This window comes from Bradyrhizobium sp. JR4.3 (assembly GCF_040547695.1).
Classification (GTDB): Bacteria; Pseudomonadota; Alphaproteobacteria; order Rhizobiales; family Xanthobacteraceae; genus Bradyrhizobium; species Bradyrhizobium canariense.
Genome location: NZ_JBEPQF010000007.1, coordinates 1 through 15,630, shown reverse-complemented (window position 1 = coordinate 15,630; position 15,630 = coordinate 1). Strand labels below are relative to the sequence as shown.

The 15,630-nt window shown below is 65.9% G+C and carries 14 protein-coding genes; 7 read left to right on the top strand and 7 right to left on the bottom strand.

Annotated features, from left to right (window positions below; all coding sequences use genetic code 11):
- Positions 1 to 14: 14 nt before the first annotated feature.
- A complete protein-coding gene (locus tag ABIB91_RS13445) occupies positions 15 to 1,202 on the top strand; it encodes a CaiB/BaiF CoA transferase family protein (RefSeq protein WP_354161584.1) in 1,188 nt (395 codons plus the stop codon).
- Here the strand turns inward: ABIB91_RS13445 and ABIB91_RS13440 are convergent.
- Positions 1,199 to 1,984: a DUF72 domain-containing protein gene (locus ABIB91_RS13440; protein WP_354161581.1), complete on the bottom strand. Its 786-nt coding sequence runs from the start codon at positions 1,982 to 1,984 to the stop codon at positions 1,199 to 1,201. The genes ABIB91_RS13445 and ABIB91_RS13440 overlap by 4 nt on opposite strands.
- Between ABIB91_RS13440 and ABIB91_RS13435 the strand changes: the two genes are divergently transcribed.
- A complete protein-coding gene (locus ABIB91_RS13435) occupies positions 1,983 to 2,294 on the top strand; it encodes a hypothetical protein (RefSeq protein ID WP_354161578.1) in 312 nt (103 codons plus the stop codon). The genes ABIB91_RS13440 and ABIB91_RS13435 overlap by 2 nt on opposite strands.
- A gap of 321 nt (positions 2,295 to 2,615) precedes the next feature.
- On the top strand, positions 2,616 to 3,200 hold the full coding sequence (locus tag ABIB91_RS13430; protein ID WP_354162131.1) for a DUF1349 domain-containing protein: 585 nt from the start codon (positions 2,616 to 2,618) through the stop codon (positions 3,198 to 3,200).
- Between the two features lie 184 nt (positions 3,201 to 3,384).
- Here the strand turns inward: ABIB91_RS13430 and ABIB91_RS13425 are convergent, their stop codons facing one another.
- From ABIB91_RS13425 to ABIB91_RS13400, 6 genes are all read right to left on the bottom strand, one after another.
- Positions 3,385 to 4,533 carry an amidohydrolase gene (locus ABIB91_RS13425; RefSeq protein WP_354161575.1) on the bottom strand — a complete coding sequence of 383 codons (1,149 nt, stop codon included), beginning with the start codon at positions 4,531 to 4,533 and terminating at the stop codon, positions 3,385 to 3,387.
- 266 nt (positions 4,534 to 4,799) lie between these two features.
- Positions 4,800 to 5,888 carry a mandelate racemase/muconate lactonizing enzyme family protein gene (locus tag ABIB91_RS13420; RefSeq protein WP_354161573.1) on the bottom strand — a complete coding sequence of 363 codons (1,089 nt, stop codon included), beginning with the start codon at positions 5,886 to 5,888 and terminating at the stop codon, positions 4,800 to 4,802.
- A 117-nt stretch (positions 5,889 to 6,005) separates the two neighbouring features.
- A complete protein-coding gene (locus ABIB91_RS13415) occupies positions 6,006 to 7,199 on the bottom strand; it encodes a M20/M25/M40 family metallo-hydrolase (protein ID WP_354161570.1) in 1,194 nt (397 codons plus the stop codon).
- 137 nt (positions 7,200 to 7,336) lie between these two features.
- Complete coding sequence (locus ABIB91_RS13410; protein ID WP_354236264.1) at positions 7,337 to 7,696, bottom strand: Rid family hydrolase; 360 nt, start codon at positions 7,694 to 7,696, stop codon at positions 7,337 to 7,339.
- A gap of 108 nt (positions 7,697 to 7,804) precedes the next feature.
- Entirely contained in the window at positions 7,805 to 8,632 is an 828-nt protein-coding gene (locus tag ABIB91_RS13405) for a PhzF family phenazine biosynthesis protein (RefSeq protein WP_354161564.1), read from the bottom strand.
- Positions 8,633 to 8,667: 35 nt separating this feature from the next.
- The gene (locus ABIB91_RS13400) at positions 8,668 to 9,918 is read right to left on the bottom strand and encodes an MFS transporter (RefSeq protein WP_354161561.1); all 1,251 of its coding nucleotides are present in this window, start codon (positions 9,916 to 9,918) and stop codon (positions 8,668 to 8,670) included.
- A 111-nt stretch (positions 9,919 to 10,029) separates the two neighbouring features.
- On the opposite strand from ABIB91_RS13400, the gene xylB reads away from it, so the two are divergent.
- From xylB to ABIB91_RS13380, 4 genes are all read left to right on the top strand, one after another.
- A complete protein-coding gene (xylB, locus tag ABIB91_RS13395) occupies positions 10,030 to 11,475 on the top strand; it encodes a xylulokinase (protein WP_354162128.1) in 1,446 nt (481 codons plus the stop codon).
- A gap of 210 nt (positions 11,476 to 11,685) precedes the next feature.
- Positions 11,686 to 13,215, top strand: coding sequence for a sugar ABC transporter ATP-binding protein (locus ABIB91_RS13390; protein ID WP_354161558.1), 1,530 nt, complete (start codon positions 11,686 to 11,688; stop codon positions 13,213 to 13,215).
- Positions 13,208 to 14,263, top strand: a complete 1,056-nt coding sequence (locus ABIB91_RS13385) for an ABC transporter permease subunit (RefSeq protein ID WP_354127295.1) — start codon at positions 13,208 to 13,210, stop codon at positions 14,261 to 14,263. Before ABIB91_RS13390 ends, ABIB91_RS13385 begins: the two co-directional genes overlap by 8 nt.
- Positions 14,264 to 14,361: 98 nt before the next feature.
- The gene (locus ABIB91_RS13380) at positions 14,362 to 15,309 is read left to right on the top strand and encodes an ABC transporter substrate-binding protein (protein WP_354161555.1); all 948 of its coding nucleotides are present in this window, start codon (positions 14,362 to 14,364) and stop codon (positions 15,307 to 15,309) included.
- The last annotated feature ends 321 nt before the right edge of the window (positions 15,310 to 15,630 follow it).

Sequence of the window (15,630 nt, the reverse complement as noted above, 5' to 3'; positions counted from 1 at the left end):
AAGGAAAGAGATCGATGGGAGGGGTTCTGGACGGCGTCCGGGTTCTCGATTTCGGGCGCTATATCGCGGGGCCCTATTGCGCGACCTTGCTGGCCGAATTCGGCGCCGAGGTCATTCGCGTGGAAAAGCGCGACGGCAGCGAGGATCGCTTCGTGGCGCCGGTCGGCGAAAATGGCGAAGGCGCGCTGTTCCTTCAGGTCAACCGCAACAAGAAGTGCCTCACGCTCGATCCGATGAAGCAGGAAGGGCAGGAGGTGATGCGCCGGCTGGTTGCGACCGCGGACGTGGTCGTCGCCAATTTGCCTCCGCAGACCTTGCGCGCGATGAAGCTCGACTACGATTCGCTCAAGGCGATCAAGCCGGACATCATCCTGACGACGGCCACCGCGTTCGGCGGGCCGGGGCCATGGTCCGACCGCGTCGGCTTCGACGGCGTAGGCCAGGTCATGTCGGGCTCGGTGTACATGACGGGCGCCGGCGATCCGCCCTATCGCGCCGCGGTCAACTGGGTCGATTTCGGGACCGCGCTGCATTGCGCGTTCGGCACGCTCGCCGCGCTGATCGAGCGCGGCAAATCCGGGCGCGGGCAGATCGTCGAGGGCGCATTGCTCGCAACCGCCTTGTCCTTCACCAATGCCACGCTGATCGAGCAGGCCGTCATCAACGTCAATCGGGTGCCGACAGGCAATCTCGGCCAGACCGCGGCGCCCGCCGACATCTACCGCACCAGAGACGGCTGGGTGCTGTGCCAGGTCACGGGGCATCCGTTGTTCAAGCGCTGGGCGAAACTAATGGGCGAGGAGGAGGTCTGGCTGAACGATCCGCGCTTTACCGACGACATCAGCCGCGGCAACAACGGCCCTGTCATCAGCGAGCGGATGGCGCGCTGGTGCGCCGAGCGCACCACGCAGGAGGCCGTCGACACCCTGGGCAAGGCCATGATTCCGACCGGCCCCGTGCTGAGCCCGCAGCAGGCGCTGGATCATCCGCACGTCCGCGCCGCCGGGTTCATGCAGGACGTCGACTATCCCGGCCTGCCGAAACCCGCACCGGTGGCACGCGCCGCCGTCCGCCTGTCGGAAACGTCCGGCGAAATCGCGACGCGCCCGCCCACGCTCGGCGAGCATACCGACCTTATCCTGAGCGAGCTCGGCTACGACAAGGCCGCGATCGCGGCGCTCCGGCAGGGCGGCATCGTCTAGCGGTGAACAACGGCGCCTGCACGGCGGCTTGCCGTCGTGATCGCCGCGCTTTGCCGCACGTTGAGCAATTGCTTCAACGCCTGTGCATCGGCCGGCGCCGCGCTCTTCTGGTCGTTGTCGAAATAGACGTAGACGTCGCAGCCCTGCCGCTTCCAGGACGTGATGCGCCGCGCCCATTGCGCCAGCGTGGGTTTCGTATAGTGCCCGTGATAGCGACCGCTTGGTCCGTGTCCGCGCACATAGACGAAATCCGCGGTGCGCTTCCACGGCGCCGGCGCGTCGTGATGGTCGGACAGGCACAGCGAAATGTTCTCGTCGGCCAGCATCCGCAAGATGCGCGGTTGATACCAGCTCGGATGACGGAATTCGAAACTGTAACGCCGCTTCCGCGACAACAGCTTGAAGAAGCCGGCGAGGCGGTCCGCGTCGGCTTCGAATTGCGGCGGCAGCTGGAACAGGATCGGGCCGGCCTTGCCGCCGAGCCGTGAGATGCGATCCTCGAGCAGCTCGAGGCTGTTCACCGAGCGATCCGAGAGGCGCTTCCAATGCGTGATGAATTTCGAGGCCTTCCAGGCAAAGACGAAATCGCGGCCGGTCTGCGCCCGCCAACCCTCGACGGCCTCCGGCGTCGGGGTGCGGTAGAACACGCCATTCAGCTCGGTGGTGTCGAACTGTCCGGCGTAATAGCTCAGCTGCTGCTTCAGCGTCACGCCCTCCGGAAAGAACGGACCTCGCCAGGAGGCGTAATGCCAGCCGGAAGTTCCGATCAGAACGCGCGCCATGTTTGACGTGTCCATCCGTTGCGATTTGCCGGATGGGAACGTCCGTGCGGCCGATACGTTGCTCGTGAGATTGATCAACGCAGGACCGGAACCGATGTACGCGCTGTTCGAAGGCAATAAGCAGATCGGCGACCCCTTTCCCTCCGAGAAGGAAGTGTGGGAAGCCGCCTTGATCGAGGGGCTGGTGACCGACGTGCCGGTCGCGGACGAGGAGGGCGGCCGCCTTCTGCCCGCCGGCTATCACGTTGCGCAGGTCGAGGAGACGTTCGAGCCGAAGCCCGGCTGGAAGCTGCCGCGCGAGATCTCGTGAGCGGGCGCGTGTTCGCAGGGCGGTGAGCTTACTACGCGCAGCCAGGCTTAGCCGGATGAATGCGCAAGACCCGGTGAGTTCGTTATCGCTTGAAGCACGGCAAGACGGTCGGGCCTCAAGATGATCCGCCGCGGCGGCTGATCGCCGACTTTCGAAATTGGTCCGTCGACGAAGTAAGTGGCGCACCTCGTTGAGGCCCGTTCAGCGAGGCATGACGGATTTGGATTTGCTCAGGTTCAGTTTTTCGATGCCGCTATCGCGATGTCGGGCCGAAACCCGAAAGCTCGTCGAGACCATCACATGGTTTGCATCGAGGTTAAAATGATACTTGGCAGATCTGACGGCATTTGGCTGAATGAGCCGAAACAATGGACCGAGAAGGGCAACAGCCTTGAAGTGGTCACTGACAATGCCACCGACTTCTGGCGCGAGACTCATTACGGCTTTATCCGCGACAACGGACATTTTCTCGGGTTTCTGGCCGGGGATGCCTTCACGGCCGAGTTGCGGGTGCGAGGTAATTTCCAAGCGCTCTACGATCAAGCCGGCATCATGGTGCGCGTAGACGCTAATCGCTGGCTTAAGGCCGGAATCGAATTTGCGGACGGACGGGCCATGCTTTCGAGCGTATTGACGGATGGGCGGTCGGACTGGGCAACAGCACCCTATGAGCACGACGCACGTGACTTCCGATTGCGGGTAACCGTTGCTCATGGCGTTCTTCGTGTGCAAGCTTCGAACGATGGCAAGGTTTGGCCTCTCATGAGGCTTGCGCCGTTTGCCAAGAAACCTTCCTATCTTGTTGGACCGATGGCTTGCACGCCGGAGCGGGCCGGGCTGGAAGTGGCTTTTTCGGAGTTTCGGATGACGGCGCCGCTCGGCAAGGACCTTCACGATCTAGAATGAGGCTGCTGGCGCGGCCGGAGGCAGCGCTGAAGTCTGAAGTCGCCCATCGCCGTCGGTTGGCGCATTGCAGCGGCAGGTGTGGAGTCGGGGTAGGGCAGAAGTCGTTGCCCGGTGCAGACCGCCGCCTTTGACCCGTCGGAAGCATGGCGGGCATCAAGTGCAGTGTCATTCATGGATACACACTCTAGTTCGAGGCCAGCGCCGCCTTGGCGACTTCCACCATCCAGCTCGATGCCACCGGCAAAATCGCGTCGTTGAAATCATAGCGCGGGCCGTGCAGCTCGGCGCCGTCGCGCAATTCGCCGTTGCCGATCCAGACGAAAGCGCCGGGGCGCCGCGAGAGATAGTGGGCGAAATCCTCACCGGCCATGCTGGGCGCGAGGTCGCGTCGGAGCTCGGCCCGCACCTTGTCCGCGGCGAGGCGCGCGAGATCCGCCTCGGCCGGCGTGTTGATCACGACGCCGACGCCCATGACGATCTCGGGCGTGACCTTGACGCCGAAGCTCGTGGCAATCCCGGCGCAGATCTGTTCGATCCGCGCCACGACGGTGTCCTTCACCGCATCGCGATGGTAGCGCAGCGTGCCGCCGATCGAGACGCGTCCGGCGATTTGGTTGCGTGCCGTGCCGCCTTCGAGCGTACAGAGCGAGAGCACGGCGGTGTCGAGCGGATCGACGCTGCGCGAGACGATCGATTGCAGCGCCACGATCAAATGGCCGGCCGCCATCACCGGATCGCGCGTCAGATGCGGCATGCCGGCGTGTCCCGCATGGCCATCGATGGTGATGGTGATGCGCCCGCCGGAGGCCATGACGACGCCGTCATGGACCGCGATGGTGCCGGCGGCAAGCCCCGGCCAGTTGTGAAAGCCGAACGCCCGCTGCATCGGAAATCGCTCGAACAGCCCGGCCGCGACCATCGCGCGCGAGCCGCCATAACCTTCCTCGGCCGGCTGGAAGATGAAATCGACCGTCCCGCTCCAGCTGGTGTCGGCGGCGAGCAGCGCGGCGGCGCCGAGCAGCGAAGCGGTATGTCCGTCATGGCCGCAGGCATGCATCACACCGGGATTTTGCGAAGCGTAAGCTAGCCCCGTATCTTCGGTGATCGGCAGCGCATCCATGTCGGCGCGCAGGCCGACGCGGCCCTGGGCGTGGCCGCGCGTGAGGGTCGCGACGATACCGTGGCCGCCGATGCCTGACACGAAGGGAATGCCGAGCTCGGTGAGCTTGTCCTGCACGAAGGCGGCGGTGGCTTTCTCCTGGAGGGACAGTTCGGGATGCGCATGCAAATGCCGGCGCCACGCGGTCAGTTTCTGGTGCAGCTCGGGTGTCAATGCGGGAATCTCTCGGCTTGTGTGTCGGCATCGACACCATAGCCGAATAACCGCAGCTTGCATCAAGCGTCAGCGAATGCCTCGCGTGCAGCAACGCGTTAGTGATTGCCGGGGCAGACCGACTGCGCTCCACTTCACCTCTCCCGCTTGCGGGAGAGGCCGGGAGAGGGCTCGATCGTCATTGGGGATCTCACTGCGGAGACACCCTCTCCCCAATCCTCTCCCGCAAGCGGGAGAGGGGGCGCACTCGCGGTCGTGGCTCCGCGCTACGCCGACAGCTTCGCCAGCCCGTCCCAATCGAAGCTGATGCCGTGGCCGATCCGGTCCGGCGCGAGCGCAAGCCCGTCCTCAAGCACCAGCGGATGCTCGATATATTTGTCGAGCCCAAAACCGTGCGCCTCCAGATACGACCGGTTCGGGCAGGCTGCGAGCAGGTGCACGGTGATGTCGTGCGCGCCGTGGCTGGTGACGGGCAGGTTGAACGCTTCCGCCAGCCGCGCGATCTTCATGAAGGCGGAGACGCCACCGCAATTGGTGACGTCAGGCTCGGGATAGGACACCGCGCCTGCGACGATGTAGTTCTTGAACTCCCACAGCGAACGCAAATTCTCGCCCGCCGCGATCGGCACGCCGCCGGCCTGCATGATGCGGGCGTGGCCCGCGACGTCGTCGGGAATGATCGGCTCCTCGAGCCAGGTGAGGTCGTAGGGTTGGAATGCGCGGGCGGCGCGGATCGCTTCCTCGACCGTCCATTTCATGTTGGCATCCACCATCAACGGAAAGCCGTCGCCGAGATGCTGTCGCATCGCCGCGACCCGCGCCACATCCGATTTGAGATCGGGCCGGCCGGCCTTCATCTTGATGGCGCGAAAGCCCTTGGCGAGATTGCCGTCGGTCTGCCTGAGCAGGGCCTCGACCGAGAGATCGAGGTCGATGCCGCCGGCATAGCAGGGCACGCGCGCATCGAAGCCGCCGAGCAATCGATACAGCGGCAATTTCGCGCGCCGCGCTTTCAAATCCCACAGCGCGATGTCGAGCGCCGAGAGTGCCAGCACCGCCGGCCCGCCGCGCCCGCCATAATGCAGCGCCCACCAGACCTGATGCCAGATCGCTTCGGTATCATCGGCTTCGTGACCCTCGACCAGCGGCGGGATTTCGCGCTTGAGGATGTCGGCGACGGCGCCGCCATTGCGCCCGACCGTGTAGGTGTAGCCGACGCCCTCGGCGCCATCGGCATCGCGGATGCGGCAGGTGATCAGCTCGAACGCGGCGATGTCGCCGTGGGTCGAGTCGGAGAGCATGACGGGGAGGGGGATCCGGTAGAATCCGGTCTCGATGGTCGAAATGCGCGGCATGCGGCCTCCCTTATTTTTTTCTTGTAGGATGGGTAGAGCGCAGCGAAACCCATCATCGTCATCTTCGCAAGTAGCGATGGGTTTCGCTGCGCTCTACCCATCCTACAGGCTACGTGCTCACCGCATCGTTGCGAGCTGCACGGCCAGCGCGCAGGCGCGGTCATATTCGTCGAGATTGATCCACTCGTCGATCGTGTGCGCCTCGTTCTGGCCGGCGCCGAAGGTCACGGTCGGAACGCCGTGGCGGACCATCCAGTTGGCATCGAGGCCGCCATTGGCGGTGCGCACGTTCGGGGTACCGCCGACGGCGGACACGGCCTCGACAGCGCGTTTGACGACGGGCAAATTGTCCTTCATGCGGAACGGGAAATAATCGGTCTCGGCCTTGAACTTGACCTTGCCGGACTTGCCTTGCGCGTTGGTGACTTTCTTGGCCGCCTTCTCGAACGCGGCCTTGTAGGCTTTCGTGATCTCCTTGAAGAACTTTCCGTCATGGCTGCGGCTTTCGCCGCGCACATGCACGTAGTCGGTGACGACGTTGGTGGCGTCGCCCGCAGGCCGCCCCTCGCCGCCGGTGACGGGGCCGACATTGCTGGTGCCTTGCTGCTTGCGCTTGACCACCTTGCCGAACCAGCCGCCGGCCTTCACGTCGGCGAGCGCGAGGGCCATGATCATGGTCGATGAAATGCCGCGCTCCGGCGCGACGCCGGCATGCGAGGCGCGGCCGAAGATTTCGACGGTCCAGCGGTCGGCGCCGACTGCGCCGATGACGACGTTGGAGGCCGAGCCGCCGTCATAGTTGAACGCCATCACCGGCGAGCCGAGTTCGTCGAGCTTGACGTGGCGCGCGCCGTAGAGCCCGCTCTCCTCGCGCACGCAGAACAGCAACGTGATCGGCGGATGATCGAGCTGCTGCTTCTCGAGCTCGGCCGCCAGCGTCACCAGCACGCCGCAGCCGCAGCGATTGTCGCCGCCGAGTGCGGTCTTGGCCTCGTTGACGATCTTGCGACCCGACTTCTTCGGCTTGGCGCCGGCGCACAGCGGCACGGTGTCCATGTGGGTCATGAACATGACGCGCGGCTGGTTGTGCAGCGCGCCGCGGCCGGGCAGGTCGACGATGAGGTTGCCGGTCTCGGTCGGCACCGGAATGCGCGTATTGGCGTCGTCGAGCCGGATCGCCTTCGCCGGCACGCCGCTCTCCTTCAGCGCGGCCGTGAGCTCATGCCCGATCGCCGCCTCCTGTCCGGTGACGCCCTCGACGGCGAGAAAGCGCATGAGGCGTTCGGTGGCGGCTTTGGTGTCGACAGGCATGAGATGTCCCTTTGATGCACGGTGCCTGCCAGCATCCCCTGCGGCAGCTTGTTTCGCAAGGCGGCCTCAACGCATGAACTGTGGCGCCGCGTTGCTGTGCGCGCATGGTCCCAGAACCAACCGCTATTCCCGTCCGATCAGTCGTGCACGATGGCCGTCGCCTCTATTTCGACACGAGCCCGGGCGGGGGTTAAAGCGGCTACCTGAACGAGCGTGCTTGCCGGACGCGTCGCCCCGAATGTTTCGCTATGCGCGCGGGCGACTTGGTGTGTGTCCGCCATATCGAGAACATAGACGACTGTTCTCACCACGTGCCGCAGCTCCGCTCCAGCATCTGCAAGCGCCTCGGCGACTATCGCGATTGCGCCCAGCATCTGTATGTACGCATCCCCTTCGAGTGCTGGAGGACGAGCCGTCGTTCCGGAGACGAAGACATGGTCCCCGACACGGACGGCACGCGCATAGCCGTAGCTGTCCTCAAAAGGATAGCCGGACATGACGCTTTTCCTGATCAAAACGATTTCCCGCATCTGCATCTACGACATCAGCACGCCTTCCGCACCGGATGTCTGCGAATTGACATCCTCCGGTCGGGACTTCGCCGGCTACATCTGCCGGGCCGCCCCGGAGACCCGGATGCTCGCGCCGGCTTCGGCGCTGATCTCGGCACGCAGCCGCGACGGCACGCCCATGTCCTCGCCCTGAACGATACCAATCGTGCCGCCATGAGGCCAGCCAAGGTCCCGCAGATATCCGGCGAGGGCCGCGGCCGCGGCGCCTGTCGCGGCATCCTCGTAGACCCCGCCGGCTGCGAATGGATTGCGGGCGTGGAACAGCGTGTCGGTCTCGGCATGGACGAGGCTGATGGTGACGAGGCCGGCTGCAGTCATCAGCTGCCGCCCTTGCTCCAGGTCATAATGCATCGCGGCCAACTTCTGCCGGCTCGCCAAGGCCAGGACGAGATGCCGGGCGCCGGCCTCGGCGATCGCGGGAGGCAGGCGCGGGTCGAGATCGGCAACGCTGTACGAAAACAGGCCGAGCGCGGCCGCGACCAGTGCGTCGGGCGCCTGCGCGCTGCGCGTGCGCGGCGATTGCAGCGCCGCCATCAGTGCGGACTGCTTCCGCCAGCCTGTCACTGTGATCGCTGTGTCGTTGAGCTGGAGCGCGAAGGTGCCTTCGCCATGGGCAAGGGCAAGCGCGGCCCCGAGCGCGATCGTTGCATGGCCGCAGAACGGCACCTCGATCTCGGGGGCGAAGTAGCGTACCCGCCAGCCATCCTGGTTTGGCGCGGCGAAGACCGTCTCCGAATACCCGACCTCCGCCGCGATCGGCAGCATCCGGTCGGCCCGAGGCAGCGCGTCGCAGAGTACGACCCCGGCAGGGTTGCCCCCGTTCTCTCCTTGCGAAAAAGCGGCGATCCGCTGCACGTCCATTCGTCCCTCCAGAATGAAGACCAGGAACTCCGAGCCTACCGGTTTTGGACGGTCCGCGTATAGGCCAGAAAGATGAGCGTACCGAACAGAAGCATGGCTGCCATGAACAACAGCACCGCCGGCAGTCCCGCGAACGCGGCCACCGCGCCGGTGATCGACTGCATCAGCGCCGCGCCGAGGAAGAAGGCGAGATTGATCGCCGCGAGCGCCTTGCCTGCCACTTGCGCATCGACCAGCTGCCGCGACATGCCGAACAGCAGAGGCTGTGCCGAGGTCGCCAAGCCAATGAGCACGAACAGTACGAGGTCGTATTGCGGCGGCATCACGGGAAGGCCGAGCAGCTTCGAGACGGCATAGTGCGGCGCCCCTAACGCCATCAGCGCCAGCAGCAATGCGCCGACCAGGTGCGTTCCCGCCACCAGCGCGCGGCGGCGGCCGATCCTGCGGTCGATCATGCCGACGAGAAGCGGACCTGCGATCATCGCCAGCGTGAACGCGCCGAGCTGGTTGCCGGCCTCGACCCGCGACAATCCCTTGACCTGCATCAACCACGGCCCACCCCACAGGCCGCGCAGCACCAGCGAGGTCGCAAGCGACACCAGCGCCAGCGCGATCAGGCCGCGCAAGGGCCGCGACAGTCCGAGCCTGAGCACCTCGATCATCTGCGACAGCGGCGAGGATTCGTCCTTGTGCTCGGCCGGCTGGTTCGGCACCAGCAGGAACACCGCGAGCGCCACGGCGACGCCGCCGAGCGCCGAGATCCAGAACCCGGCGCGCCAGCCGTAGGTGTCGACCACGAAGGCGAGCGGGCTCGACGACAACAGCATGCCGATATTGCCGATCGAGAGGATCGCGCCCGACCAAAGCCCGAAGCGGGCGGCCGACAATTGCTTGGCCGCCAATGTCATCGGGCACATCAGCATGCCGGAGGTGGCGACGCCCAGCAGCACCTGACCGACCGCGAAGCTTTCGGGGCCCGTCGCGAATCCCGACGCGATGGCGCCGACCACGGTTCCCGCAAGCAGGCTCAGCGACACCGGCCGCACGCCAAAGCGGTCCATCGCCGCACCGACCGGGATCTGCGCGGCCGCAAACGCGAACGGATAGACCGAGGTGAGGCTCGCCAGCGCCTGCGGTTCGATGCCGAAATCCGCCGCCATCAAATCGAGGCTGACCGCCGGAATGGTGCGCAGCAAGGTCGAAAGCATGTGACCGCAGGCGAGCGCGAGCAACGCGAGGATCAGCGCGCGGGTAGCTCCCGCGTCGTTGGTGGCGGCAGTGGTCATGGGCGTTGCGTCCCGAGAAGGTTTCGGGTGGGGTTACATGATTGACGGGTGCGTGCCAACATCGGGAACGCCATGGCCGCAATGTCATGGATGCACAAGGCAAGTGACATCATGTATCTCGGCATCGACCTCGGCACCTCTGCCGTCAAAACCGTTCTGGTCGACGACGCGCAGCGCGTGGTGGCGAGCCGCAGCCGGTCGCTGACGGTCTCTTCGCCGCGTTCCGGCCATTGCGAGCAGGACCCGGCGAAGTGGATCGAAGCGACGTTTGCGACGCTGGACGCGCTGAAGGCAGATCACGCGCGCGAACTGGCCGCGGTCGAGGGCATCGGCCTGTCCGGCCAGATGCACGGCGCGACGCTGCTCGACGCCGGTCACATGCCGTTGCGGCCCTGCATTCTCTGGAATGACGGACGGTCCGTTGCGGAATGCGCCGAGCTGGAGCGGCGCTGGCCCGCCTTGCGGATGACGACAGGCAACAAGGCGATGCCGGGATTCACGGCGCCCAAACTGTTATGGGTCGCCAGGCACGAACCTGAGATCTTCGCGGCGACAACACTCGTGCTGCAACCCAAGGCCTATCTGCGCCTGGTGCTGACGGGCGAGGCGATTGAGGATGTCTCGGACGCCTCGGGTTCGCTGTGGCTCGACGTTGGCAGCCGCGATTGGTCGGATGTGGGGCTTGCCGCGACCGCGCTGTCGCGCCGGCAGATGCCGCGTCTGGTCGAGGGCTGCGCGCCGGCGGCACGGCTGCGCAGCGAGATGGCGCAGCGCTGGGGCATGACCGGGCGGCCGATGCTCGCCGGCGGGGCCGGCGACAATCCGGCGGGAGCCGTCGGCATCGGCGCCATCAATCCCGGCGCAGCCTTCATTTCGCTCGGAACCTCCGGCGCATTGCTGGTGCCGGCCGAGACGATCGCGGCCAACCCGGAGCGCGTCGTGCACACGTTCTGTCACGCCGTCCCCGACAGGTGGATACAAGCCGGCGCGATCCTCTCGGCGGCCTCGTGCCTGGCCTGGATCGCGCGGCTGTTCGGGACCTCCGAGGCCGACCTGCTGGCGCCGCTCGGGTGCCGCCCGCGGGCGCCGTCGCAGGTCAGCTTCCTGCCGTACCTCTCCGGCGAACGCACCCCGCACGATGATCCGGATGTGCGCGGCATGCTCGACGGGCTCAGTCACGCCACCGATCGTGATGCGATCGTGCAAGCCGTGCTCGAAGGCGTCGCCTTCGCGCTGGCGGATTGCCGGGACGTCCTTGCCGAGACCGGATTGGCGATCGCGGAGGCGGATGTCATCGGCGGCGGCTCGCGGTCGCGGTTCTGGCTTTCGGTGCTGGCCAATGTCCTGAACATCCCCATGCATCGCTTTGCCGACGGCGAGACGGGCGCGGCGTTTGGTGCGGCGCGGCTTGGCCGCCTCGCCGTCACCGGGGAGGCGATTGATGCCGTCTGCACTGCACCACGGCGCGTCGAGACCTTCGAGCCTGAGCCCGCGCTTGCGCAGGCCTATGCCGAGCGGCTTCCGCAATGGCGCCGCCTGTACCGGCCGCGGCGCTGATCGCGATACGCGATGATGTGGCGAAGAAAAGGCATCACGCGTGGGATCGGTTCCGTCTGCAAAAGATAAAAGCAGCGCCGGACCGTTCGTCGGCATGCGTGAGGTATTGCCCTGCGCCACAACCTTTTGTTTAATGCTTGCACCCGCGCCAGGGACCAACGAGACGCGGGTGAGATTGCGATGCCGCCGTCGGCGCATCGGGGAGGTGTGATGAGCGAGCCCATCCTCGAGATGCGCCGGGTCTCTAAATCGTTTTTCAGCATCAAGGCGCTGCGCGACGTCGACCTCACCGTCTACGCGGGCGAGATCCACGCTTTGATGGGCGAGAACGGCGCCGGCAAATCCACCCTGATGAAGATCCTGTCGGGTGCCTACCGGCCGGACCCGGGCAGCGAAATCCGCATCGACGGCCAGCCCGTGCAGATCAGCGGTCCGCTCGGCGGCCGCGCGGCCGGCATCGCGATCATCTATCAGGAACTCTCGCTCGCCCCCAATCTGAGCGTTGCGGAGAACATCTATCTCGGTCGCGAGGTCTCCCGCGGCGGCTTGCTGGCGCGCGAGGCGATGCAGGCCGGCGTCGGTCCGATCCTGGCGCGGCTCGGCGCGGATTTCACGCCGCAGACGCAGGTCGCCAATCTCTCGATGGGCCAGCGCCAACTGGTCGAGATCGCGCGCGCGCTGCACGCCCGCTCCAGGATCCTGATCATGGACGAGCCGACCACCGCGCTGTCGGCCGGCGAGAGCGAAAGGCTGTTCGCGCTGATCCGCCAGCTGCGCGCCGAAGGTCTCGCCATCATCTACATCTCGCATCGCATGGACGAGGTCTATGCGCTCGGCGACCGCGTCACGGTGCTGCGTGACGGCACGCTGGTCGGTTCGCTCGACAAAGGCGACATCCGCGCCGACACCATCGTCCGGATGATGGTGGGTCGCGACGTCTCCTCCTTCTACAAGAAGGAGCATGATCCCAGGAATGATGCGCGGTCGGGAGCTCCCGTGCTCGCGGCCGTCGACATCGCCGACGGCAGGCGCGTCAAGGGATGTTCGCTGACGGTGCATGCGGGCGAGGTCGTCGGCCTTGCCGGCCTGGTCGGCGCCGGCCGCACCGAGCTTGCGCACCTCATCATCGGCGCCGCGCCGATGGTCTCCGGTCATGTCGAGATCGAGGGGCGCACGGTCTCGATCCGCACGCCCGGTGAGGCGCTGGATGCCGGCATTGCCTATCTCACCGAGGACAGGAAGGCGCTCGGCCTGTTCCTCGACATGTCCTGTCTCGACAACATCAATCTTGCGGTGCTCGGCCGGGATGCGAAATTCGGCGGCATCCTCGATCGCGACAAGGCCCGCGACCGCGCCAAACGCGCGTTTGCGGGGCTCGGCATCCGTGCTGCCAATGTCGGTGTTCCCGCCGGCGGGCTCTCCGGCGGCAACCAGCAGAAAGTGCTGCTGTCGCGGCTGCTCGCGATCGGCCCGAAGATCCTGATCCTCGACGAGCCGACGCGCGGCGTCGACGTCGGCGCCAAGTCCGAGATCTATTCGATCATCGACAATCTCGCGAAGTCGGGCACCGCGGTTCTCGTCATCTCGTCCGACCTGCCCGAGATCATCGGCATCTGCGACCGCGTTATCGTGATGCGTGCGGGACATATCGCCGGGCAGATCCGGCGCAACGCGACATCGCCGCTCAGCCAGGAGGACATCATGGCCCTCGCCACCGGAACGGAGCAGCTCGATGCCTGAGAACGGCGCTTCCTCCAGCACCGCCCCCGCCAAAGCCGTCCCCGTCGCGCCCGGTCTTGCCGCCGCGCAGGAGACGAAGCGGCAGCGGACGCGGATGATCATTCGCGCGGTCGGCATGCTGCCGGTGCTGCTGCTGCTGTGCATCGGTTTTCACGTGCTGTCGGACGGCCGCTTCTTCACCGGCCAGAACATCGGCATCGTGGTGCAGCAGTCCGCGGTCAATACGGTACTGGCCGCAGGCATGACCTTCGTCATCCTCACCGGCGGCATCGACCTGTCGGTCGGCTCCATCCTGGCGGCGTCGGCGATGGCGGGGCTGATCATCTCCAAATTCCCCGATCTCGGGGTGCTGTGGTTGCCGGCCGCGGTGCTCACCGGCGCCGTCTTCGGCATTCTCAATGGCGGCTTGATCGCGCTGTTGCGCCTGCCGCCCTTCATCGTCACGCTGGGGTCGTTGACCGCCGTGCGCGGCGCGGCGCGGCTGCTCGGCGCCGACACCACGGTGTTCAATCCGTCGATCCCCTACGCCTTCATCGGCAACGGTGCCTTGACCCTCATTCCCGGCGTGTTGTCGATTCCCTGGCTCTGGGTGATCGCGTTGCTGGTCATCCTGGTGTCGTGGCTGGTGCTCAAGCGCACCGTGCTCGGGGTCCACATCTACGCGGTCGGCGGCAACGAGAGCGCGGCGCGGCTCGCCGGCATCAAGGTCTGGGCCGTGCTGATCTTCGTCTATGGCGTGTCCGGCCTGCTCGCGGGCCTCGGCGGCGCGATGCAGGCGGCGCGGCTCTACGCCGCCAATGGCCTGCAGCTCGGCCAGTCCTACGAGCTCGACGCCATCACCGCCGTGATCCTGGGCGGCACCTCCTTCGTCGGCGGCATCGGTTCGATCTGGGGAACGCTGGTCGGCGCGCTGATCATTGCGGTGTTGTCGAACGGCCTGATCCTGATCGGCGTGTCCGACGTCTGGCAATATGTGATCAAGGGCCTGGTGATCATCGGCGCGGTGGCGCTGGACCGCTATCGGCTGCAGGGCTCGGCCCGCACGTGAGCGCGGAAAAAATGCAGCGGGCGCTGCGCCGTCATGTTCATTTCGTCACGGCAACTGGTCGCCGTGCCGGAGCTTCAAACGGACCAGGGAGGAAGCCAATGTTGAAGTCGATCTCGTTTGCCGGCGCCGCGATGGCGCTCGTCCTGAGCTCCGCGCCGTCCTTTGCGAAGGAGCTCAAGTCGATCGGCGTTTCGCTGGGCTCGCTCGGCAATCCGTTCTTTGTCGCGTTGTCGAAGGGCGCCGAGTTCGAGGCCAAGAAGACCAACCCCAACGTCAAGATCACCACCGTCGGCTTCGAATATGATCTCGGCAAGCAGGTCACCCAGATCGACAATTTCATCGCCGCCGGCGTCGACCTGATCCTGCTCAACCCCGGCGATCCCAAGGCGGTCGGACCGGCGATCAAGAAGGCGCAGGCCGCCGGCATCGTCGTGGTTGCCGTCGACACCGCGGCCGAAGGCGCCGACGCCACGGTGACCACCAACAACGTCCAGGCCGGCGAGATCTCCTGCCAGTACATCGTCGACAAGCTGGGAGGCAAAGGCGACGTCATCATCGAGAACGGCCCGCAGGTCTCCGCGGTGATCGACCGCGTCGTCGGCTGCAAGAACGTGCTCGGCAAGAACCCCGGCATCAAGGTCCTGTCCAACGACCAGGACGGCAAGGGCTCGCGCGAAGGCGGCCTCACGGTGGCGCAGGGCTATCTGACCCGCTTCGCCAAGATCGACGCCATCTTCGCCATCAACGATCCGCAGGCGATCGGCACCGACCTTGCCGCGCGCCAGCAGCAGCGCACCGGCATCATCATCACCGCGGTCGACGGCGCACCCGACATCGAAGCAGCCCTCAAGGATCCGCAGGCGGCGCAGATCCAGGCCTCCGCCTCGCAGGACCCGTTCTTCATGGCCCGCCGCGCCGTGCAGGTCGGCGTCAACATTCTCAACGGCCAGAAGCCGGCGTCCACGGTCGAGCTGCTGCCGTCGAAACTGGTGACGCGCGACAATGTCGGCGAGTACAAGGGCTGGACCTCGGACCGGACGCAGTAGCGGGCGCGAGACGGCCGGCGCCGGATGTGGCGCTGGCCGGCTTGCGTGGCGTGGTGCTAGCTCGGCATGTAGCGTTTGACCGGGGCTGGGTCGACCGCGCTCTCGTTAGGCTCATGATCTTGAGGTCGCAGGTTCAAATCCTGTCCCTAATCATACCCGCAGACTCAACCACCCGACGTCCGCTTTTCGACACGAAGCGGGCCCTGGCTTTCGATGCACCAGTTCAGCTTGTGTGAAGGGTTTCGGATGCCGGCCGCATGATTGACGGCGCGGCACATTCGGGCGGCCGGCGTCCGAAAGCCTCCAAGGGAGGAAACCGCG

Bases quoted from the DNA above. Each gene is read 5' to 3' on its own strand.
- ABIB91_RS13445 (WP_354161584.1), top strand. From the start codon at position 15: ATGGGAGGGGTTCTGGACGGCGTCCGGGTTCTCGATTTCGGGCGCTAT.
- ABIB91_RS13435 (WP_354161578.1), top strand. From the start codon at position 1,983: ATGTTTGACGTGTCCATCCGTTGCGATTTGCCGGATGGGAACGTCCGT.
- ABIB91_RS13440 (WP_354161581.1), bottom strand. From the start codon at position 1,984: ATGGCGCGCGTTCTGATCGGAACTTCCGGCTGGCATTACGCCTCCTGG.
- ABIB91_RS13430 (WP_354162131.1), top strand. From the start codon at position 2,616: ATGATACTTGGCAGATCTGACGGCATTTGGCTGAATGAGCCGAAACAA.
- ABIB91_RS13420 (WP_354161573.1), bottom strand. From the start codon at position 5,888: ATGCCGCGCATTTCGACCATCGAGACCGGATTCTACCGGATCCCCCTC.
- ABIB91_RS13415 (WP_354161570.1), bottom strand. From the start codon at position 7,199: ATGCCTGTCGACACCAAAGCCGCCACCGAACGCCTCATGCGCTTTCTC.
- ABIB91_RS13410 (WP_354236264.1), bottom strand. From the start codon at position 7,696: ATGTCCGGCTATCCTTTTGAGGACAGCTACGGCTATGCGCGTGCCGTC.
- ABIB91_RS13405 (WP_354161564.1), bottom strand. From the start codon at position 8,632: ATGGACGTGCAGCGGATCGCCGCTTTTTCGCAAGGAGAGAACGGGGGC.
- ABIB91_RS13400 (WP_354161561.1), bottom strand. From the start codon at position 9,918: ATGACCACTGCCGCCACCAACGACGCGGGAGCTACCCGCGCGCTGATC.
- xylB (WP_354162128.1), top strand. From the start codon at position 10,030: ATGTATCTCGGCATCGACCTCGGCACCTCTGCCGTCAAAACCGTTCTG.
- ABIB91_RS13390 (WP_354161558.1), top strand. From the start codon at position 11,686: ATGAGCGAGCCCATCCTCGAGATGCGCCGGGTCTCTAAATCGTTTTTC.
- ABIB91_RS13385 (WP_354127295.1), top strand. From the start codon at position 13,208: ATGCCTGAGAACGGCGCTTCCTCCAGCACCGCCCCCGCCAAAGCCGTC.
- ABIB91_RS13380 (WP_354161555.1), top strand. From the start codon at position 14,362: ATGTTGAAGTCGATCTCGTTTGCCGGCGCCGCGATGGCGCTCGTCCTG.